Origin of the sequence: Listeria monocytogenes (genome assembly GCF_041765605.1) — a bacterium.
In the GTDB taxonomy this organism is placed as follows: Bacteria; Bacillota; Bacilli; order Lactobacillales; family Listeriaceae; genus Listeria; species Listeria monocytogenes_D.
The window spans coordinates 2822757-2844528 of sequence record NZ_CP168900.1; the positions used below are offsets into that span (position 1 = coordinate 2822757).

Below are 21772 nucleotides of genomic sequence, written 5' to 3' on the forward strand. Positions count from 1 at the left end.
AAGGTTGGGTTTTCTTTTAAATATTCAACTCACTCGCCGCTTCCTCGTCCAGCACCACTGTAAAATTAGGGTGTAACTGGAAAATCGAGCTTGGAATGTTTTCTGTCACTGGGCCTTGTAGGGCTTTTTTGATAATCGCTGCTTTTTTCTTACCGTTTGCGAATAGGATGACTTCTTTTGCGTGCATGACGCTTTTTGGTCCCATTGTTACATAGTATTCGGGGACTTTTTCTGCATCGCCGCCAACTTCTCCGAGCAAAATATCGAACATATCTGGGCGTGATTGAACGGAAACAAGTCGGGTTTCATCGCCGAATTTGGTTACGCCAGGTAAGTTCCCGCAGAAGTGACCATCTTCACCAATCCCGATTAAAATCGCGTCCAAACCGCCAACTGCTTTCAAATGCGCTTCATGGTCTGTATAGTTTTTCGTATCTAGCATGTGAATTTGTTCTTCTGGAATTCCCGCCGGATCAAAGTACATCGCTTTTAAATTGGCAATTGTCACGCCGTATTTTTCGTCTCCAATTGGAATTTCGTCAAAATTATAATAGCTTACATTTGTCAGTGGTGCTTTTTCTTTCATTTCTTCCACCATCAGTTCGTACATTCGCTTCGGTGTGGAGCCTGCTGTGATGGCTAAATGAACCAACTTGTCTTGATACATTTTCCCTAAAAGCAGTTGCATCGTTGTTTTACTCATATTTTCGTAATCTTTTTCCACAATAATTTTCATTTTTTTCACCTCTCGCTTTGAATTACCTTTATGATAAAGTGTATAGTAACTATAGAGTCAAGACGAAAGGGTGATAAATGTGGAACCGCTTTTTTCCATTGGGGAAATGGCAAAGAAAAGCCAACTCTCCATCCAACGATTGCGCTATTATGATAAAATTGGGCTTTTGGTCCCTGCTTTTACCGATCCGACTTCTGGGTATCGCTATTACAAAACGGCTCAAGAAGAACAACTCAACCTCATTCAAGCGTTGCAGTATATGGGGTTTTCCTTGCAAGAACTGAAACAATACCTCGACAAAAACACATCGGAAAGCTTGCCCGATTTGCTTATAAAATACCAACAAAAATTAATGGATGAAGAAGCTCGCATTGCCCGTAAAAAATGGCTTATTGACCGTTATCAAGGTTTGTTAAAACGAGAAACTAACTCGACAAAACCTCTAACAACTGCCCGACTTTTGCTTACAGAGCCACTTCTAACGCCTGTTCATGCGGATATTTTAAACGACCCAGCTTTTCATCAAGAAGTGCAGGAAACCGTGAGTCACCTTGGTCTTTCGAAAAGCTATCAGCAGTTTCCTGGTTATTGTATTTTAGACAGGCAGACTTATCTTTTCATTGAGTTAGATCATTCTATTGGCACGCCTGGTGAACGCCGTTTGTTATCAAGCGAGCGGCAAGCTTTTGTCACGCCGCAAAACTGGGAAACTCCTCTAGAAAATGAAAATTACCTTTTACAAGAAACGGTGGCTTGGATTAATCAAGAGCTGGTTCGTGGTTATTCCTATGAAACAAAATTAACTTTTGAATAGATATTTTAGAAAGATTGGTTATAATAGAAAGAAATAACGTGGAGGTGGGCGCCGTGGAAATCAAGCAAATCAAAGCAAAAGACACGCAAGATATTAGGCACCGGGTTCTTCGCCCAGAACAGCCTGAAGAAAACGCAATTTACCCTAATGATGATATGGAGGGTACTTTTCATTTAGGCGCTTTTGAAAAGGATGTTTTACTTGGGATTGCCAGTTTTTATCCAGAAAAATCGACTGTTATTATGAATCCCGCTCAGTACCGGATTCGCGGTGTGGCGACAGAACGCCGGATGCGCTTGAAGGGTCTTGGCACGGCTTTACTTGCAGAAGGTGAAGCGGAAATTTGGAAGCGCGGCGCAGATATTATCTGGTGCAATGCGAGGATTGTCGCTGTTGGTTTTTATGAAAAACATGGCTACCGCAAAGTTGGCAAATCGTTTGTCATTCCTGGCATCGGCGAACATTACTTAATGAAAAAAGTAAATCCAAATAAAAAAGTGGACCAAGATAACTAATATCTGGTCCACTTGTTTTTTATAATTTAGAATAAGGTTGCGTATGAATCATCCAGGAAATCCCGTACTCATCGACGAATTGTCCCATTTTCCCGCCCCAAAATTGCTCTTCGAAAGGTAACGTTACTGTTACTCTTCCGGAGTTGCTCACTTTTTCAAAGAAAGCATCGGCGTCGGCTACTGCCGCTGGATCTTCACTGTTAGAATCAAGCATAATCGAAATTTGATTGGATGGTTTTACTTCTTTGCCGAATGAATCTGAACAAAATAAGTTTGCCCCAAGGACGGTAAAGCCACCGTGAACAGTTGTGTTCACTAGGTTTTCTTTTGCTAAGCCAAACATTTCGCTTTGTTCCTCACTTACTGGAAGCCTTGAAATATTCGTTGCTCCGAACACTTCTTCATAATATCCTAAAGCCTCTTTTGCATTTTCAAAAGCCAAATACGGGTACATTTTTGCCATAAAAATCGCTCCTTTGTTTTTGAGACACTAGTTAGAAAATACCCAATTCGTTTTACCTTAAACTATCTCGGGATTTTTAAAAATTCGGCGCCATGTTTTGCTCATAATCACTAGACAGACGGTGAACGCGCCTAAATCTGCTAATGGGAAGGCGTACCAAATACCATCTAAACCGAAGAACTGCGGCAAAATAAGTAAAAGTGGTACTAAACAGATGATTTGGCGCATTAGGGAAATGATGAATGAAATTCTTGCTCGACCAAGTGCTTGATATAGCCCACCGCAGACAATTTGGAAACCAATTGTTGGCGCAGCTAGTAGCATAAATCTAACAGCATTTGTTCCTTGTGCAATCAGTTCTGGGTCGTTAGAGAAAATTCGTACGAGCATTCCTGGGAAAATTTCTACCAAGCCCCAAGCAATTAGTGACATCACAGTTGCAGCTATCATTGATACTTTAACAGCCTTCATTACGCGTTCGAATTGTCTGGAACCGTAGTTGAAGCCGACGATTGGTTGCATCCCTTGTGTAACACCATTGATTGGCATAATGACGAACGACGCAATCCGGTTCGCAATTCCGTATACTGCAATCGCCATCGTTCCACCATAAATATTAAGCATCCAGTTTACCGCAACTGTCACGATACTACCTGCGGACATCATAATAAATGACGGGAACCCGATTGCCATAATCCGGCGAATCAGCGGGAAATCCATTCGGAATGAGAACCCTTTTAAAGATAAAGTACTTTTTCCTGATAAAAAGTAAATCAAGAGCCAAATCGCGCCAACAGCCTGTGCAATAACAGTTGCAAGGGCAGAACCACGAACGCCCATACCAAATCCCATAATGAAAATTGGGTTTAAAATCATATTTAAAATAGCGGAAATAATCATGGTTAACATCGCTGTTTTCGCATTACCTTCTGAGCGAACGATATTATTCATCGCCATCGCGAAGGTTTGGAACACTGCGCCTAACAAAATAAGCGATAAGAAATCACTGGCAATATCATGAATATCCGCCGGTGCTCCAAAAAGTGTAATAAGCGGATCTAAAAAAATAAAGGTTACAATTGCAATAAAAATGCTGGAAATAAGCACTAACCAAATAACTTGATGGAATACTTTATCCGCATGTTTTTGTTCCCCAGCACCGAGCGAGCGGGAAATAATCGACGCGCCACCAATCCCAAACATCGCTGCCATTGCCATTAGTATCATTTGAACTGGGAATGCAATTGAAAGTGCTGCAACCCCTGATGGTCCAACGCCATATGACACGAAAATCGTATCAACAATATTATACATCCCCATAACAAACATGCCGATAAATGCCGGTATCGACAATCTCGCCATGAGTGAAGGAATGCTATCTTCACCTAATCGTTTACTCTGTTCTTTCATTCAGATTCTCCTCCTTCGACTGCTATAATCGCATTATCTGAAAGTCGTCCTATCAAATGCATTAAGTCATCTTTTTCCTTTTCACTAAAATTCGCTGTTAAAAGTGCGGACCATTCGGCTGTCACTTCTTCAATTAAATCGCGCATCTGAAAACCAGTTTCCGTCACAAAAATCCGCTGAATACGCCTATCTTTCGCATCAATTTCACGGCGAATCATCCCCAGTTCTTCCAAACGCTTAATGTGCCTTGTCACACTTGCTTTATCGACCATAAACCTTTTCGCCATAGATTCTTGGGAAATACCATCTTCTTTATAAAGCGTCCATAAATAACGTAATTGACCTATATTAAGACCAGTTTCTAGTAATTTTTTATTTTTAAAAGTGCTTTCTGAACGATGAATAATTGCGATGGCTTTCGCTAAGCTTTCCTGTCTATCTGCCATTTATCCGACTCCTCATAAAAAAATCCGCCACATAATTAGTTGCGGCGTCAACCATTATAGTATAGCAGGATTTTAGTTGACTGCGCAACCTTTTTATTTCCCGGGCAATAATTTGACTTCCTATCTTTCTTTTGTAAAAATAAAGAATAGAGAAGGGGTGCTATCCACTGTGCATATTAAAATATTAAAAAATAGATATCCCAATATAGTCGTTTCAAAAAATCCAATAAAATCCAGTTCAGATACGATTTCTTTTTTCGAAGAACCGTATTATTTTACTATTCCTAAAAGCAATCTTTCAGAAGAAGAAGCGATGTTATTACATACGCTATTTCCAGAACCATTACCAACATTTCCTAAAGAATCTACCCAATTTTGGTTCGATTTATTGTTTGGAAACAAGGAATTGGCGATAACAAATGAGAAAGAAACATATCGCATTACGCAGTTCCATATTAAGACAACTACAACTAAAAGCATGTTACAAGAGTGGCAAAAGGCTTTGCTGAGTTTTTTCAGTCCAGAAGCTGAGTTAATTATGTTTTCGACTAACTATGGCGTTATTATTGAAAAATCAACGGGGTCGCTGCTTGGCGAAGAGGAACTAATCGCCGTTGCCGGTACGCTTGAAAATGATTTCTATATACAATCCACTTTTTTCATGGGTCTTTTCCATCCTTTAAATGATCGATTGCGTGGTTTATTTGCAGAAGAACGTGCCATTTTCAACCATAATAATCGTGAGGTAGTTCAGACCGTGGCTTCCGAAAGTTTAAAAGTTATCGCGCTTCGAATGAAAGAAAGTTTAATCACGAATGAACTCAACGATCTTTTCCATCAAGATGACACTTGGATTCCACTGATTCATACGTTATTTAAAAACCAAGGAAACATCAGTCTCACGGCTAAAGAACTTTTTATGCACCGAAATACCATTCAATATCGTTTGGACAAATTCTATGAACAAACAAACTTATCTCTCCGCAAAATGGATGGATTGCTCTTAGCTTATCTGTCTACACTTCAAACAAATAATAGCAATCATGAATAAATGATCATGGTTGCTTTTTCGCTTGACTTAAAGTCCACTTCAAGGAATACAATCATTATAGAAAATCAGTAAAGGAGAATGGCTATGACCAAAAATAAAATTAGCTTTTATGTGGTGGATGCTTCGGAAGACTTAACGATGAATATCAAAGAAGCTAGTGAAAAAAGTGGCGTTTCTGCCGATACAATTCGCTACTACGAACGCATTGGTTTAATTCCACCTATACATCGTAATGAAAATGGGATTCGCAAATTTGGCGCAGAAGACATACGCTGGATTTTGTTTAGTCGCCAAATGCGCCGAGCTGGTTTATCTATTGAAACACTAATTGATTACTTGGCACTTTTCCGGGAAGGCGAACACACGCTGGAAGCTCGCGCCGAATTGCTGAAAGAACAACGCATGGAGTTGAAAAATCGCATTGATGTCATGCAAGAAGCGCTCGATCGACTTGACTTCAAAATAGACAATTACGATACCCACCTCATTCCGGCTCAAGAAGAACTAAAAGATTTTAATGTCGAAAGGAGTAATTCATAATGAGTACACTTGAAAACAGCGTTATTTTTGATAAAGGTGAACTGATTACTAATGACTACTTTACCGGTAATGCTTATTTAAAAATGCTTGTCCCAGAAGATACTGTTTACAATTGCCCGATTGGGAACGTTACGTTTGAACCGGGAGCTAGAAACAACTGGCATAAACATGACGGCGGACAAATCCTACTTGTGACAGGCGGAACTGGCTACTATCAAGAGGAAGGAAAACCCGCTCAGTTACTTAAAGAGGGTGACGTGGTAACTATCCCGAAAGACGTGAAACATTGGCACGGCGCTACGAAAGATAGCTGGTTTGTCCATTTAGCCATTTCGACAAACGTGGAATTAGGTGGAACTACTTGGTTAGAACCTGTTTCCGACGAGCATTACAATAACTTATAACAAAAAACCCGCTAGCCTTCATTCAAGGTTGGCGGGTTTTATTTATTTACTTACATAAGCTAAAATATCTTCTGGTTTTTCGAAGACAAGTTCTGCTTTTTCAAAGCCATCTGTTGTTTTTGCACCCCAAAGCGCTAAGCCAAAATGAGCTCCGGCCGCATGGGCACATTTCATATCGTACGAAGAATCACCAACATAAAGCACTTCATGTGGCTCTCTTCCAAGAATTTCTAATCCTTTAAGCAGTGGGTCTGGGTGAGGTTTATGGTTTTCGGTATCACTTGCGCAAACAATCGCTTGAAAATGATCCTGGATATTAAACGGATAGAAACCTTTTTCCATTTCTAACGCGTTTTTAGAAGTGACAACACCGCTTTCTGGAATAGCATGCAGTACTTTATGAATGCCTTCGAACACCTCTACTTCTTCAATGAAAGTTGCTTCTCGTTCAATCCATTTATCCAATACTTTCTCTTGATCCAGAATGTTTAATTGTTCCACCGCAGCAGCTCCAGTAATTCCAAGTACAAATCGTAATTCGTCCAGTTCATAACTTAATCCTTCTTCGGCTAAAACCGCTTGAAGAGAATGCAAAACAGCTCTCTCCGTGTCTAGAATTGTTCCATCTACGTCAAAAATTATTGCTTTATACATATAATTTCCTCCTTCAAGATTTAGCGAAGTTGTGATAATGGTGCGTTGTATATCTTGCTTTTTTCTTACTTTCCGCCTTTTGGATTTCTGCGCTGTTGGTGCCTTTATTTTGAAGCAAATCCCGAAATTCGCGCAAATTATCATGGGAATTTCCATTTATTTCAAATTCAATATTATCGCAGCTAAATGTTAGCATGATTTCCTCTTCTTCACGAACTAGCGCAATATGCCCTAATTTTGCAACAGGAAACGTTTGTCTTTTTTTCATACCCAAGCTAAAATCTTGGTCAAAAACAAGATAGTCTCTATCGATGTAAAACTCTCCGAATTGATACTCCATTCCAAGTGCTGAATTAATCTTGCATACCCCATCTAATTTCATATCATTCGCCTCCTTCATTGCCTTATATATTAGTTTTAAATGATGAAATGGGTTTCATGTCAAGCAATTTCATAAAAATATTTTAAATAAGTTTTTTTTGCTGTTCAAAAATATTTAGAATCAAGTCAATCACGATTAACAGTGGGGCATGATGATGCTTAAATAAATCTTCACCAAACTCCTCACTGGAAGCATAGATAATCGTCTCTACATATTGAGAAATCTGGGCATTAGGATTATTCACAATCGCAATGACATTCGATAAATTATATTTTAAATGTTCCGCGAGTGAAAGGGTGTTTTCGGTGCCGCCACTTTCAGAAATAATAATAATCAAATCATCTCTTTCAACAATTTGTGGCAAAATATCGATAATAAATGAATCATAGGTGAAAACTACATTCTTTTTCGATGTGACAAGACTTTTGGAAAAATATTCTCCTAATGTTTTCGTCATACCTAGGCAGGCAATATAGATTTTAGGTGCATAAGCAATTCTTGTCGCGACTTGTTCAATTTCTTTTTTTGGAAGTTGCTCAATTCCTAAACGAATTTTTTCTAAAAATGTAGATGAATAGTCTTTTGAAAGGGGTTTTGTTTCTGTTTTATCCGAGTGAAGTAAAAATTTCAGCTCAGAAAAACCGGAAAGCTTTAATTTATGACACATTCTAATAACGGTTGTGGTACTGACATTGGTGGACTCCGCTAGAGATGTGAGGGACATTTTTTCAATGGTAGAAATATGGTTGTCAATATAGAAGAAAACTTGTTTTTCAGCAGGACTTAAAAATTCAATTTGAGGCGCAAACAAGCGATAAAGTGAAGTAGCTGACATAATAAATACCTCCATGGCTATCCGAATTAATTTTAGTATACATGAAATAAAAGCGAATGAACAACACTGCGTACAATTGTACGATTTTCGTACTTTTTCAAAAAAATAATATGGTATAACTAAAGTAACCTAGGGAAAAGACTGTTAATAAAGGAGCTGATAGCATTGAAATTAAGCGATATTACATCGGAGCCACTCATCTTTTTAGATAAAGATTGGCGCACTAAAGAAGAAGTATTTGATGGATTAATTGATGCTTTACACAATCAAGGAGTTTTATCAGATAAAAATGAATTCAAAAAAGCTGTCTTAGAACGCGAAAAGATTTCTGAAACTGGTTTAGAGAAAGGTTTTGCTATTCCACATGGTAAATCTAAAGCCGTTAAAAAAGCTGCTTTTGCATTTGCTCGTATCAATCAACCAATTAATTCTTGGGGCAGCATTGATCCAACAAATGAAGTAAAATATATCTTTTTATTAGCTATTCCAGAAAACGAAGCCGGTTCAACTCATTTAGAACTTTTAGCAGCTTTAAGTAAGCGTTTACTCGACCCTGCTTTTATTGAGAGCATTTCTACCGCTCCTACAGTAAACGAATTTATGACCGTACTCGATTCTGAACAACAAGAAGATGAAAAAGTAGATTACAACCGAAAAATCGTTGCTATTACAGCGTGTGCAGCGGGTATCGCCCATACTTATATGGCAGCGGAAGCCCTTGAACTAGCTGGTAAAGAACTTGGTATTGAAGTTATCGTCGAAAAACAAGGTGCGAATGGTATTGAAGACCGCATTACTCCTGAAATCCTTAAAGGCGCAGAAGCAGTCATTTTCGCGACAGATATTACCGCAAAAGATAAAGAACGTTTCGCCGGAATGCCTTTTATCCAAAGACGTGTCGCTGAGCCACTTCGTAGTGGTAAAGAAATGATTGAAACTGTATTAAGCAAACCAGATGGCTATGTTAAAGCTGATACAGATGGTTCCGAACAGCAATTTGATAATAATAAGAGCAGTGTTTTCTCGCAAATTTATCGTGGGATTTTAACTGGTATTTCTTATATGTTACCTGTTATTGTCGCAGGTGGTTTAATGATTGGTATTGGCCAACTTGGCGCAACTGCCTTTGGTCTTGAAAAAGTTATTGGTAATCCAGAGTATGCAACAAACTCTAACCAGCTTATTGTAATCTTCCATTATCTCGGTTTATACGGAAATATGATTATGAAATTCATGTATCCTGTTTTCGGTGCCTTCCTTGCTTACTCAATTGCTGACCGTCCTGGACTTGCTCCTGGGTTTATCGGTGGTGCTTTCGCAGCGGGGCTACATTACACCTTCTGGGGCGTAGATGGCGGTATACCATCTGGATTCTTCGGTGTTCTAATTTTAGGTATCATTGCCGGATTTGTTGCTAAATTCTTAAACGAAAAAATTAAATTACACAAAAATTTACAAGCTATGAAACCAATGTTCCTGATTCCAGGGATTACCGTTTTAGTCTTGTTCTTCGTCAATTACTATGTGGTCGACCCGGTATTCGGGGGCTTAAACGCATGGTTACAAGAACTAATTATTCAAAATCAAGATGCAAGTGCTGTACTACTTTCGACAATTATTGCTTGTTTGACTGCATTTGACTTAGGTGGACCAGTCAATAAAGCAGCCGGAGCTATCGCAATCGGACTCGCAGCAGACGGAATCTTCCCGCTAACTGCTCGTGTTTTAGCAATCGTTATCCCGCCAATCGGACTTGGGCTTGCGACTGTATTAGATAAATATGTTGTTAAACGTCGTGTTTTTGATGAAAACTTACGTGTTGCAGGTACAACCTCTATTTTCCTAGGGTTTATTGCCATAGGAGAGGGCGCGATACCGTTTATGCTACAAAATCCGCTTATCACTATTCCAATTAATATGATTGGGGCTTCTCTTGGTGCGGTTACTGCAGTTTTACTTGGTGCAGTACAATGGCTTCCACTTCCAGCAATTTGGGGTTGGCCGCTCGTTGAAAATTTCTGGGCCTATGCGATTGGTTTAATCGTAGGTATCGCCTTTATCACATTCGCGAATATCTTCGTACGCTACGGCTTAATCACACGTAAAGAAAATAAAATCAAATAAAAAAATAGGCTGACAGGTACTCTCGTTAGTACCTGTCACTTAATTTGAGAGGTTTTTAAAATGAAAAAAAATAAAATTGTACATGTTGTCGCACATTCCCACTGGGATCACGAATGGTATTTCACCATGGAAGATTCCAATATCTTATTAATTGAGAATTTAGACTATCTTTTAAACGTTTTAGAAACAAAAGATTCCTTTGCAAGTTATTCCTTTGATGGTCAAATGTCTGTCATTGAGCGTTACTTAGATATTCGTCCAGAAAATAAAGCGCGCGTTGAAAAACTTATCCAAGATCGTCGTCTATTCGTCGGTCCGTGGTATACACAAACCGATAGCTTGTTAGTTAAAACAGAAGCTGTGATTCGCAACTTACTTTATGGTTATAAAATGGGCGAAGAATTCGGTCATAGCATGAGCATCGGTTATTCCCCAGATATTTTTGGGCAACATGCTTATCTACCAGCTATTTATAAATCATTTAATATGGAGCATAGTATTTTCCAGCGTGGTGTTTATAACGATCAAGTGCAAGATGACCTTAACTTCCACTGGACTTCTCCAGACAACAAGTCCATCCCAACCAACAATATTTTCTTTGGTTATGGACCTGGTAAATTTTTAAGCAGTGAAAAAAGCTATGTAGAAACTCGTCTTCTTCCAATTTTAGATCGACTTGCTGAAATGAACACACATACAGATGTCCTTCTTTTACCAGCAGGCGGCGACCAAGTACTTGTGCGTGAAAACTTCCCGGAAATTGTCGCGGAATTGAACGAGATGGACTTAGGTTATACCTTCATTCTGTCCGATTACGAAGCATTTATGAATGATGCTTGGACTTCTACTTTCCCGAACGAAATCACTGGTGAACTGCTTGCTTGCCAAAAATCACGAATCCACCACACATGTCGTTCAGAACGCTACGATATTAAACGTCTTAATTACTTAGTAGAAAATAGATTAGTCAACATTCTAGAACCACTTGCAACAATGGCCAATAAATTCGGAATCAAATATCCTAAACCTTGGTTAGATATTATTTGGAAAAAATTATTTGATAGCCACGCTCATAACGGTATTGGTGCTTCGAATTCTGATGATGCAAACCATGACATCGTAGTTCGGCTAACTAGCGCACTTCGGATGACAGATGGCTTAATTAACCTTTTGAAAAAACAAATTACGAAGGCCGTTAGTCAGGAAATGGGCGACGAAAATATTGCGCTATTATTCAATACTAACCCAGTGGCAGAAGAAAGAACTGCAAAACTAACATTATTCACTCCTGAAAAATCATTCCAACTGTTCTCCGGTGATGCGGAAGTGACTTTCAGCGTTGTACATCAAGAAAAATTAGACGGTGGACGGAAAGTAATTGTAACTGCAAAAGGCGAAAAAGAAGTTGCTGTTCCTGATTATTATCGTACAGAAATCTACTTGAAAAGCGGTCTAATCCCTGCACTTGGTTACAAAACATTGCAAGTGAAAACCGTTACTACAGAAATGGACCAATTAATCAGCATTTCCAAACAAACAATTGAAAATGAAAAAATCATTGTTCAATTCGAAAACGGGAAAATCAATCTTTTAAATAAAGAACAACAAAGCATTATAAATGACCTTATTCGCTTCGAAAATGTGGCTGACGCTGGGGATTCCTTTGACTTCTCACCACTTGAAGGCGACCAAGCCATCTATATCGAAACAAGCGAATTACTAACCGTTGAAAAAAATCATCTATATAGCAAAATGATGTTAAAACATACTGCTGTAGTTCCGAAAGATTTAGAAGCCCGCGCACAAAAAACAAGTACAGAAACATTTGAAATTTTAACAGAAATCGAACTTTTTGACGGTGAAGAATTCGTCCGTGTTCGCCATACGATTGACAATAAAGTAAAAGACCACCGCATTAGAGCATTGATCAAAACCAATGTAGCAGAACCTAAATATTCTTACGCAGACCAAGGTTATAGCCTCATGAAACGCAGCGTCACAAACCCTTACCTTGCAAACTGGCGCGAGGACAAATTCGTGGAAGCACCTGTGCCGATTTTCCCAGTGGAAAATATCGTCGCTGTTTCTGAAGAAGACGCAACACTTGCCTTGTTAGTTGGCGGTATCAAAGAATATGAAATCTTACCGAAAACTGCTGAAATCGCATTAACTCTTTTCAGAAGTAATGGTTTGCTTGGAAAAGATGATCTCATGTGGCGTCCAGGCCGCGCTTCCGGTATTAATAACAAAGTCGTTCCTACACCAGACGGTCAAATGCTCGAAGAAATGATTTTTGAATATGCTGTGTACGTACAACCTGAGAAACTAAATGAACAAACGCTCTACACGCAAGCTAACATTTTTGAAGGTCATACAGAAACCTATCACTTACAAAACCTAAATACATTTGAAGAGCGCCTAGAACGCTTTGAAGTAGATTATCCAATCGACCGTTTGCCAGCTCAAAATTCTATCTTTGAACTAGATAACCTGAACGTATTCATGAGCACTTGCAAAAAATCGTGGGATGGCACTGGCACAATTATCCGCCTATTTAACCCATCAGACAAAGAAGAAATCGTTCGCTGGACAACTAACGCTTCCAGTTTTGAAGTTTCACTAGCGGAGGAAAAAATCGCAGAACTAAAAGAAAACACTATCTGTATTCCTAAAAAAGGATTTGCAACTATTTTGTTGGAAGGAGAATAATATGCAAACCGAACTGGTTAATCAAATAGAAGTAAAACTAAGAAAAATTTATCAAGCTGCATACCAACCCGCATACTTGGAAAAAATGCTCGCATGCGCTGAAAACTATTCTAATAATGCGCGTGGTTCGATTGATACTATTTCCGAAAAAAACGTCTATCTTATTGCTTATGGCGACAGCATTTTCGAAAAAAACAAGCATCCGTTACAAACATTAAATGAGTTCCTACAAGAATATGCACAAGATGTTATTACAGATGTCCACTTGCTGCCGATTTTCCCTAGTACGTCAGATGATGGCTTCTCTGTCACAGACTACAAGCAAATTGACGAACAGCTTGGCGACTGGGATGACGTTCAAAAAATGTCTGAGAACTTCCGAGTGATGCTTGATTTCGTAGCCAATCATATGTCGAAATCAAGTGATTGGTTCAAGCGATTCTCCGATAACGAAGCGCCGTACAATCAATTTTTCATCGAGAAGGACAGCCAATTTGATTATAAAAACGTCACACGTCCGCGGACTTCTCCGCTATTCCACCAATACGAAAACGGCAAAGAACTTTGGACTACTTTTAGCGAAGATCAGTTAGACTTAAACGTCCGTAATATCGATTGCCTTGTAGCCTTAACAGATGTCCTGCTTTTCTATGCATCCAAACAAGCTACAAGCATTCGTCTTGATGCCATTGGATTTTTATGGAAAACATCTGGCACGACTTGTATGCACCTACCAGAAACGCATGAAATCATTTCGCTTTGGCGTCTGCTGATTGATGAACTATATCCGAATCTGCAAATTATCACAGAAACCAACGTCCCTCATGAAGAAAACATTAGTTATTTTGGCGATGGCGAAAATGAAGCAAATATGGTTTATCAGTTCCCGCTTCCGCCACTTGTGCTCCATACCTTCACTTGCCATGATACAACGAAACTTTCGAAGTGGGCGAAATCCATTTCACAAGTTTCTAGCACAGCGACTTATTTTAACTTCTTAGCAAGTCATGACGGAATTGGTATGCGCCCTGCGACCGGAATTCTTTCCGACGAAGAAATCAATTCTCTCGTCCAAAAAGCGGTCCAAAACGGTGGCCAAGTTTCCTATAAAGACAACGCAGATGGCACGCAGTCGGTATACGAACTTAATATTAACTACGGTGAAGCTCTGCAAAACCCGGGCGAAGACACAACCGAAGAACTCGTAACGAAAAAAATTATCGCTGCCCATAGTATTTTGCTAACACTTCAAGGCGTCCCAGCGATTTACTATCATTCCCTTCTAGGTTCTAAAAACGACCTTGTTGGTTACGAAGAATCCGGTATTAATCGCCGCATCAACCGTGAAAAACTGGAAAAAAATCAATTGGTTCATGAACTTGAAACAGACACTTATCGCCAAACCATTTTCACATCGTTGAAAAAATTGGTGCAAATCAGACGAAACCACGCCGCTTTTTCACCATTTGCAACCCAAGAAATTTTAGATTTAGGACCAGATGTTTTTGCGATAAAACGGGAATCTGAGGAAGAATGTATTTACGGAATTATCAATGTCACTTCTCACAATATCCGCAAAACGCTCGCTTTCTCTGGCACGAATTTATTAACTAATCAACCCGTTGCGAGTGAACTTGATTTAACTGCGTATGAAGTTGTCTGGATTAAGAAGGCTGTCCAATGAAAATCGTCATCGCACCTGATTCATTCAAAGAGAGCGCCACTGCGGTGGAAGTAGCAACTGCCATAAAAAAAGGCTGGACTAAAGCTCGTCCAGCCGATCAAATTAGCCTTGCCCCTGTTTCTGACGGGGGTGAGGGTTTTCTTACTGTTTTAAGTGAGTCTTCCGAGGTGGAATTGTTCCAAGCAGAAGTAACCAACCTAAACGGTCACAAAATAACGGCCTCCTACGGTATTCACACTAGCCAAGAAACTGCGATTATCGAGTCCGCCAACACGATTGGATTAGATTTAATCCCAGCGGCAGACCGCAATCCAGCTTACGCGAGCTCTAAAGGCGTCGGTGAACTAATTTTGGCGGCACTGAATCACAACGTCAAAAAAATCATTATCGGGCTAGGCGGAAGTGGTACAAACGATGGCGGCGCTGGGCTAATCCAAGCTTTGGGCGTTGCACTACTTGATAAAAACAAACAGCCTATTCCGCCCGGTGGCATTCATTTGCAAGAACTAGCCTACATTGATGCCAGCAACCTTAATCCAAAGCTGAAAAACATTCAATTCCAAATAGCCTGTGACGTCACGAATCCACTTCTTGGAGAAAACGGCGCTACCTTCGTTTTCGGTGCTCAAAAAGGCGCAACTCCCGAAATGCTCGTTCAACTAGAGCACGCCATGCAGAACTACGGGGCAAAACTTGATCAATTTTCATCTCAAAAAATCACTACAAAAAAAGGAGCCGGAGCCGCTGGTGGTATCGCTGCCGGACTAATGACTTTCCTAAATGCAGACGTATTAAGCGGTTCAGCTCTTGTTATGGAACTTTCTAATATGAAGGATAAAATGAAAGATGCGGATATCGTCATTGTTGGCGAAGGGCGAATGGACAAGCAATCGATGATGGGGAAAATCCCTGTTCAAATCGCTCAAGAAGCTAAAAAACAAGGTTGTTTCGTCCTAGCAATCGTCGGTAGCCTTGCACTCGAAAACAATATCGCCCAACAACACGGTATCGATGCGTTCTTCCCAAACATCCCAGAAATAACAGATTTACCCACTCTTTTCGAAAATACAACAAAGAACCTCGAACGCACGGCGGAAAACATTGCCAAATTAACTTTAATTGGCAAATAATTTTTTAGACTGTTTTCCTTCTAATCAGCTCATGCTCCACTTTAATTCTTTGCAATTTACCTTGCTCAAAAATAGTAAAAGCATTTTCTCCCAATTTTTTTAGGTTATGATCAAGCGTTGTGATTTCTAAAACCTTACCAATTGGGAGATTTTCTTGCCCTAAAATAGCGACATCTTCCGGAACACGCAGACCGAGTTTTTTCACGTGATACATAACCCCCGCCGCAACCTCGTCACCATTCGCATAAATCGCATCAGGCCAGTCTTTCCCCTCTGCGAAAAAATGCTCCCCAGCCTTCAAACCATCTTCAAGCGTATAACACTCACTTAAAAACCGATTATCACCCACTGGACCAAAAACTTGCTCATAAGCATTGATTTTTCCATATGTACTCGTACTTTCACGCGATGCTCTCCCCGCTGTAAAAGCCACTTTTTTATAACCTTCATCTTCCAAAAACTGAAATCCAGCCCGGTATGCTTTCACGCGGTCAATATAAGAGCACGATACTTCTTTTGATTCCACATACTCGCACGCAATAATCGGCCCATACGCTAGGTACGGCAAAATCACGTCCCAATTATTGGCACGAGAAGTAATAATCAGGCCATCCACCTGTTTCGTTTTAAGACGCATCAAGTACTTTTCTTCTTCTTTCGGATCATATCCTGTTGGAAAAAGTGTCACCGAATAACGGTTTTTAAAAGCTACTTCCAAAATACCATTTACAATTTTGTCAAACCACGGGTGATCATTATAAGGTATAATCACGCCAACCGTATTTGTTTTCCCACGCGCTAAGTCCATGGCACTACGGTTAGGTGAATAATCTAATTCATCAATAACAGCTTGCACACGGGCTCTTTTCTCCTCCGCAACATACGGATGGTTATTGAGCACTCGTGACACTGTCGTCACTGAAACTCCCGCTAATTTGGCTATTTCTTTAATATTTGGCATTTTAAAAACCTCATTCCTAAGAAAAAAGTGCGGACAGATTTCTCATACCGCACTCCTATTTTTATCATTAAGCCATCTGTTCAAGTTCGCTTGTTTGGATGTCTTTTTCAACACGAACCGAAACCAGTCTGGCATCATTCATTTCTTCTACTGTAAATCGAAGTGTACCGTATTCTACTACTACTTTATCATCTTCTTCTGGAATTGTCCCAGTTAAAGTAAGCACAAATCCAGCCACAGTATCTACGCCACGTGATGGAAGTTCCACGTGAAACATTTCATTAAAATCATCAAGCGGCATGCGGCCTTCTACGATAAATGTCGTCTCATCAATTTTCTTTACTTCATCAGAAAACACATCATTTTCATCGTCAATCTCGCCAACAATTTCTTCTAATAAATCTTCTACAGTGACAATTCCTGCAACACCACCGTATTCATCCATTAAAATAGCCATTTGATTTCTAGTTCTTTGCATATTTTTAAGTAGATCGTCAATAAACATCGTCTCTTGCGCAAAATACGCGTCTTTAACGAGCGCTTTCACATCAATGTTTTCAAAACCTGACTTTCTCGCTTCCGCAAAAAAATCTTTCATATGCAGAATACCTAGCACCGAGTCCTGATCGCCTGTATAAACGGGAACCCTTGAAAAATTCTCACTTAATAATGCGTCACAAAGTTCTTCCGATTCTATTTCGGCATCAACCATAAACGCATCTGTTCGCGGTACCATCACTTCACGCGCATATTTATTATCCATTTCAAATACACCACGAAGCATTTGTAATTCTTCTACCTCAATTACACCGTCACGTCGACCGGTTTCAATCAGTAGCTGCATTTCCTCTCGCGTCATTTTTTCATTATCCGTATTTTTCTCCATTCTCGTTAATTTCACAAGAATATCAGTTGAAAAAGACAGGAATTTCACGAACGGACGAAGCACAACACCAACTGCCATGATTGGTCGCACAGAAACACGGGCAATTTTTTCTGATTTTTGAAGTGCTAAACGTTTTGGATAAAGTTCACCGAAAACTAACGTGATATAAGATAGCACAATAGTCACGACGATAATGGATAACTCTTTCGCAAAACTACTTCCTCCAAAAACGGATTCAAGTCTAGTCGCAATACTAGTCGCAGCTGACGCACTGGAGAAGAATCCCGCAAGCGTAATACCAACTTGAATAGTAGCTAGAAATTTACTTGGATCATCTACGAGTTTAGCTAGCATAACCGCTTTTTTATCACCGGTTTCTGCCTGGCTTTTTACACGATTTTTGTTCAGTGATACAAGTGCCATCTCTGCTGAGGCAAAGAATGCGTTGAGCATTGTCAACACCACAATAAGAATTAACTGCAAGATAATCTGCTGACTCTCGGGGTCAGGGTTCATATGGAACTCTCCACTCCTTATTTTCATCGAGAAAACGACCATGCATTTTCTCTAAATATTCCGGACAATTTGCCGGTTAAGAAAATTTTATCACGCCACCCCTATTACTGCAAGGTTTCAAATCTCCGCAAAAACTTTCACCGCGTCGCTTTCCATCATTTCAAAAGGATAAGGAAGCGAAATTCGTTCTTTATTCACAGCAAAAATTCGCGCTTTTTTATTTCGATAATCGGTTAAATTACAAAACGGACTCACACGGAAAGAAGTCCCTACTATAACAATCAAATCCGCTTGTCTAATAGCTGCAAGTGATTGATCTATCGCACTTTCTGAAATCGCTTCTTCATAAAGCACCACATCCGGACGAATGACGCCACCACAACCCGAATGGATATCCGATTTCAAGTACTCCTGCGCGGTAACAGACATTCCGCATTTTTGGCAATAACAATGATATAAACTACCGTGGAAATTCACAACTTTTTTTGAACCCGCTTTTTCATGCAACCCATCAATATTTTGCGTAATAATCGTGACATCTTTTTCCGCTTCGATTTCAGCCATTTTTGTATGAATCGCATTTGGCTCTGCATCCGGATAGTACATGTTTTCTGTAACAAATTGATAAAACTTCTCCGGTTCACGCACAAGACACGTATGACTCAACATATATTCCGGACTACTCATCCCAGCATATAAGCCGTTTTTCGAGCGATAATCCGGAATTCCAGAAGGGACAGAAACACCCGCCCCAGTTAGAAAAACGATGCGTTCAGCTTTTTTAAGTGCTTCATTCAACTTATTCATTCTTTAAATTCCTTTCATTTGTATGTTGTTTATCTTTCCAGTTCCACCATTTTCGCAAATCAACATCTTGCTCCGCTTCATCCGTTTCAGCAACGTAGACTGCGCAGCGATACGTATAAAGTACACAAGGATCCATTCTCTCGCCTCGCTTATCGCAAGTATTCTCATATAACTCAAGCGGATTCTTCCCTCTTAAATCAGCAACCTCTTCAATCCCAATTTCATTTAACATTAACACCATTTTTTTACCTATTCCTGGTAATTTTATTAGATCAGTTGGCATGATTTCCCTTCTCTCCGTGCATTTTTCGGTTGAAATAAAAACTGATTAGTACATTGATAAAAATAAAGCCCGCAACTACAAGGAAGACATCTCCGTAACCAAAATGCGCGGCAACACTTGACCCAACAAGCGGCCCGATGACATTCCCAATGTATTGAAACGATTGATTATATCCAAAAATCCGACCTGAAACCTCGCGCGGTGTATTTTTTGTAAGCAACGATTGAACCGCTGGAAGCAAGGCGCCGTCTGTAAGCCCTAATAAGAAACGTAAAATCCCAAGTTGTAACGGGTTTTGTGCGAAAGCCATTGGAATTTGGAGTAACATTGAACCTATGAGCGCACCTAACAATATTCGCTCCGAACCAATTCGGTCTCCCCATCTCCCAAGTCTCGGTGCTGCAATAAGCGCCGCAACCCCTGGAACAGATGCAATCATCCCACTAATAAAAGCAATGTTTTGCGCATTTCCTGCCAAGTCACGCACGTATAATGTCAAAATCGGGTTCACTGAGTTGGATGCAATTTGAATCATCATTGTCGTAATAAATAAGGAAATAATCAAGCCCGGGTTTTTAAGCGATAAGAAGACTTCTTTCCCCGACCGCATTTCCTTTTTTTCTACTGGTGTAAAGTTCTCTTTTACGAAGAACAGTGTGAGGAAAAAGCTACCTAAAAGAAGTACCCCTGTGATGTAAAACACTGGTCTGACGCCAAATGTATCAGACAGCGCTCCGCCAATTAACGGGCCAATTAGCACACCCGAAACCGCCGCCGTTGATAATGCCCCGAGAGCCCAGCCGCTACGATGACGAGGAACTTGTGTAGCGATAAGAGCATTTGCTGTTGAAATATATCCTGAAAAAATCCCCATTAATAAGCGCAAACCAACAAATTGGTATACATTGCTTACGAGTCCCATCAGAATCATCGCTATCGCCATACCTAGCGCAGCTCGCAAAAGCATAATTCTCCGCCCTTTTTGGTCAGCTAGTTTACCCCAAATTGGTGACATAATAGCTGATACTAAAAAGGTCGAACTAAGTGCAATCCCTGACCACATGCTTACTTGATCTGGATTATGCACCCCTAATTCTTCAATATATAATGGTAAAAATGGCATGATTAAATTTAATCCGGTCCCGGTTAGAAAGCACCCTACCCAGACAACATACAAATTCTTCTTCCAATTTTCCATAAACCCACCTAGATTCTTCTATCGTTATCCTTAATTATTCCACAAAAAAAGCGAAAGTAAAACTAAACCCTCCGCTTTTTTGCTATATTTACGTAAAATGTTTCACGTGGAACATTTTATGCTTCTAAATTTTCTCGTGGTACCCAGCCAGCTTGATTTTCTTCTGACACACACCAAACCCAACCATTTAGCTCGCGATTACTTTCTAATTTATCGCCTGGTTGAACATTTAATTCGCGCGCAGAGTAGTCTTCTGATACGGTTCCACTCTTCCCATCATTACTCAATTGAATAATTTGTTTCGGAACCCAGCCTTCTTTTCCGGACGACTTCACTTTGCAAAAAATCCAGCCTGGATATTCTGTATCTTCTTCAAACACCCAAATAGACTCATTTTTATTCACAAAAAGGGGATTTGGATATTGACTAACATGTTCTTTTTTCACGATAAATGTTTGATTCATAGTTAGAAACCTACCTCTTTATTTTTTCGCCGCTTCCCAATCTGCAAGAAATTTGTCAATCCCACTGTCGGTCAACGGATGTTTTAGCATTTGTTCGAACACTTTAAATGGCACCGTAGCAATGTCGGCACCGGCTTTGGCACATTCAATAACGTGGATTGGGTGTCGCACACTTGCTGAAATAATTTCTGTTGGAATCCCGTGAATCTCGAAAATATCCGCAATGTCACGAATCAGAACCAAACCATCGTCACCTATATCGTCTAATCGTCCTAAAAATGGCGATACATATGTCGCACCAGCTCTTGCCGCAAGCAAGGCCTGCGTGGCAGAAAATACGAGTGTCACATTGGTTTTGATGCCTTCTTCCGTCAACACCTTTACAGCTGCCAAACCTTCGCCAGTCATCGGGATTTTTACAACCATATTCGGATGGATTTTTGCAATAACTCGACCTTCCGCAATCATCTCATCTGCTTCTAAACTTACTACTTCGCCGCTAATTGGTCCGTCAACAATGGATGTAATTTCTTGAATGACCTCATTAAAATCGCGACCTTCTTTGGCAACAAGCGATGGGTTTGTCGTGACTCCCGCAATGAACCCCATTCTGTTAGCCTTTTTAATCTCTTCTACGTTCGCTGTATCGATAAAAAATCTCATTAAAACATCCTCCTTTTCTATCAAGCGCTTTCAATTACAGAGCCATTATAACGCAAAAAGGTGAATAATGCTTTCGAAGTGCTTTTCCACAAAAAAA

23 protein-coding genes are annotated in these 21772 nt (G+C 39.9%); 9 read left to right on the forward strand and 14 right to left on the reverse strand.

Features of this window, described 5'->3' with window-relative positions; all coding sequences use genetic code 11:
* Positions 1-16: 16 nt before the first annotated feature.
* Positions 17-736, reverse strand: a complete 720-nt coding sequence (locus tag AB2Q86_RS14495; RefSeq protein ID WP_012582323.1) for a glucosamine-6-phosphate deaminase — start codon at positions 734-736, stop codon at positions 17-19.
* 79 nt (positions 737-815) lie between these two features.
* On the opposite strand from AB2Q86_RS14495, the gene AB2Q86_RS14500 reads away from it, so the two are divergent.
* The gene (locus AB2Q86_RS14500; RefSeq protein WP_012582322.1) at positions 816-1550 is read left to right on the forward strand and encodes a helix-turn-helix domain-containing protein; all 735 of its coding nucleotides are present in this window, start codon (positions 816-818) and stop codon (positions 1548-1550) included.
* A gap of 53 nt (positions 1551-1603) precedes the next feature.
* On the forward strand, positions 1604-2065 hold the full coding sequence (locus tag AB2Q86_RS14505) for a GNAT family N-acetyltransferase (protein WP_003728605.1): 462 nt from the start codon (positions 1604-1606) through the stop codon (positions 2063-2065).
* Positions 2066-2084: 19 nt separating this feature from the next.
* On the opposite strand, the gene AB2Q86_RS14510 is transcribed toward AB2Q86_RS14505, so the two are convergent.
* From AB2Q86_RS14510 to AB2Q86_RS14520, 3 genes are read right to left on the reverse strand one after another with little or no spacing between them, the layout of a single operon-like run.
* Positions 2085-2528: a VOC family protein gene (locus AB2Q86_RS14510; protein WP_012582321.1), complete on the reverse strand. Its 444-nt coding sequence runs from the start codon at positions 2526-2528 to the stop codon at positions 2085-2087.
* 57 nt (positions 2529-2585) lie between these two features.
* Positions 2586-3938, reverse strand: coding sequence for an MATE family efflux transporter (locus AB2Q86_RS14515; RefSeq protein ID WP_003728607.1), 1353 nt, complete (start codon positions 3936-3938; stop codon positions 2586-2588).
* Positions 3935-4384 (reverse strand): MarR family winged helix-turn-helix transcriptional regulator, encoded by a 450-nt coding sequence (locus AB2Q86_RS14520; RefSeq protein WP_003725020.1) that lies wholly within the window; start codon positions 4382-4384, stop codon positions 3935-3937. Before AB2Q86_RS14520 ends, AB2Q86_RS14515 begins: the two co-directional genes overlap by 4 nt.
* Positions 4385-4553: 169 nt before the next feature.
* Between AB2Q86_RS14520 and AB2Q86_RS14525 the strand changes: the two genes are divergently transcribed.
* The 3 genes from AB2Q86_RS14525 to AB2Q86_RS14535 all read left to right on the forward strand — a co-directional run bounded on the left by AB2Q86_RS14525 (position 4554) and on the right by AB2Q86_RS14535 (position 6379).
* Complete coding sequence (locus AB2Q86_RS14525; protein WP_014589148.1) at positions 4554-5435, forward strand: helix-turn-helix domain-containing protein; 882 nt, start codon at positions 4554-4556, stop codon at positions 5433-5435.
* 84 nt (positions 5436-5519) lie between these two features.
* Positions 5520-5975 carry a MerR family transcriptional regulator gene (locus AB2Q86_RS14530; RefSeq protein ID WP_003728609.1) on the forward strand — a complete coding sequence of 152 codons (456 nt, stop codon included), beginning with the start codon at positions 5520-5522 and terminating at the stop codon, positions 5973-5975.
* Complete coding sequence (locus AB2Q86_RS14535; RefSeq protein ID WP_003737753.1) at positions 5975-6379, forward strand: cupin domain-containing protein; 405 nt, start codon at positions 5975-5977, stop codon at positions 6377-6379. Before AB2Q86_RS14530 ends, AB2Q86_RS14535 begins: the two co-directional genes overlap by 1 nt.
* Positions 6380-6421: 42 nt before the next feature.
* Here the strand turns inward: AB2Q86_RS14535 and AB2Q86_RS14540 are convergent, their stop codons facing one another.
* The 3 genes from AB2Q86_RS14540 to AB2Q86_RS14550 all read right to left on the reverse strand — a co-directional run bounded on the left by AB2Q86_RS14540 (position 6422) and on the right by AB2Q86_RS14550 (position 8250).
* Positions 6422-7033 (reverse strand): HAD family hydrolase, encoded by a 612-nt coding sequence (locus AB2Q86_RS14540; protein ID WP_003728611.1) that lies wholly within the window; start codon positions 7031-7033, stop codon positions 6422-6424.
* A gap of 13 nt (positions 7034-7046) precedes the next feature.
* Complete coding sequence (locus AB2Q86_RS14545; protein ID WP_003725024.1) at positions 7047-7415, reverse strand: hypothetical protein; 369 nt, start codon at positions 7413-7415, stop codon at positions 7047-7049.
* Positions 7416-7497: 82 nt separating this feature from the next.
* On the reverse strand, positions 7498-8250 hold the full coding sequence (locus AB2Q86_RS14550; protein WP_003728613.1) for a MurR/RpiR family transcriptional regulator: 753 nt from the start codon (positions 8248-8250) through the stop codon (positions 7498-7500).
* A 165-nt stretch (positions 8251-8415) separates the two neighbouring features.
* On the opposite strand from AB2Q86_RS14550, the gene AB2Q86_RS14555 reads away from it, so the two are divergent.
* Genes AB2Q86_RS14555 through AB2Q86_RS14570 form a run of 4 tightly spaced genes read left to right on the forward strand, consistent with a single transcriptional unit; the run spans position 8416 to position 15897 of the window.
* Positions 8416-10374 (forward strand): fructose-specific PTS transporter subunit EIIC, encoded by a 1959-nt coding sequence (locus tag AB2Q86_RS14555; protein WP_012582319.1) that lies wholly within the window; start codon positions 8416-8418, stop codon positions 10372-10374.
* Between the two features lie 60 nt (positions 10375-10434).
* Positions 10435-13083, forward strand: coding sequence for a glycoside hydrolase family 38 C-terminal domain-containing protein (locus AB2Q86_RS14560; protein ID WP_012582318.1), 2649 nt, complete (start codon positions 10435-10437; stop codon positions 13081-13083).
* Position 13084: 1 nt separating this feature from the next.
* A complete protein-coding gene (locus AB2Q86_RS14565; RefSeq protein WP_012582317.1) occupies positions 13085-14767 on the forward strand; it encodes a sugar phosphorylase in 1683 nt (560 codons plus the stop codon).
* Positions 14764-15897 (forward strand): glycerate kinase, encoded by a 1134-nt coding sequence (locus AB2Q86_RS14570; protein ID WP_012582316.1) that lies wholly within the window; start codon positions 14764-14766, stop codon positions 15895-15897. The genes AB2Q86_RS14565 and AB2Q86_RS14570 overlap by 4 nt, the downstream gene beginning before the upstream one ends.
* A gap of 4 nt (positions 15898-15901) precedes the next feature.
* Here AB2Q86_RS14570 and AB2Q86_RS14575 read toward each other — a convergent pair whose 3' ends face one another.
* The 7 genes from AB2Q86_RS14575 to fsa all read right to left on the reverse strand — a co-directional run bounded on the left by AB2Q86_RS14575 (position 15902) and on the right by fsa (position 21675).
* A complete protein-coding gene (locus tag AB2Q86_RS14575) occupies positions 15902-16858 on the reverse strand; it encodes a LacI family DNA-binding transcriptional regulator (protein ID WP_003728618.1) in 957 nt (318 codons plus the stop codon).
* 67 nt (positions 16859-16925) lie between these two features.
* Positions 16926-18260: a hemolysin family protein gene (locus tag AB2Q86_RS14580; RefSeq protein WP_014589149.1), complete on the reverse strand. Its 1335-nt coding sequence runs from the start codon at positions 18258-18260 to the stop codon at positions 16926-16928.
* Positions 18261-18377: 117 nt separating this feature from the next.
* Positions 18378-19067 carry an NAD-dependent protein deacylase gene (locus tag AB2Q86_RS14585; protein ID WP_003728619.1) on the reverse strand — a complete coding sequence of 230 codons (690 nt, stop codon included), beginning with the start codon at positions 19065-19067 and terminating at the stop codon, positions 18378-18380.
* Entirely contained in the window at positions 19060-19350 is a 291-nt protein-coding gene (locus AB2Q86_RS14590) for a helix-hairpin-helix domain-containing protein (RefSeq protein WP_012582314.1), read from the reverse strand. Before AB2Q86_RS14590 ends, AB2Q86_RS14585 begins: the two co-directional genes overlap by 8 nt.
* Complete coding sequence (gene lde / locus AB2Q86_RS14595; RefSeq protein WP_012582313.1) at positions 19340-20548, reverse strand: multidrug efflux MFS transporter Lde; 1209 nt, start codon at positions 20546-20548, stop codon at positions 19340-19342. The genes AB2Q86_RS14590 and lde overlap by 11 nt, the downstream gene beginning before the upstream one ends.
* Before the next feature lie 116 nt (positions 20549-20664).
* Complete coding sequence (locus AB2Q86_RS14600; protein WP_003728621.1) at positions 20665-21012, reverse strand: SH3 domain-containing protein; 348 nt, start codon at positions 21010-21012, stop codon at positions 20665-20667.
* An 18-nt stretch (positions 21013-21030) separates the two neighbouring features.
* Positions 21031-21675 carry a fructose-6-phosphate aldolase gene (gene fsa, locus AB2Q86_RS14605; RefSeq protein ID WP_003725036.1) on the reverse strand — a complete coding sequence of 215 codons (645 nt, stop codon included), beginning with the start codon at positions 21673-21675 and terminating at the stop codon, positions 21031-21033.
* Positions 21676-21772: the final 97 nt, after the last annotated feature.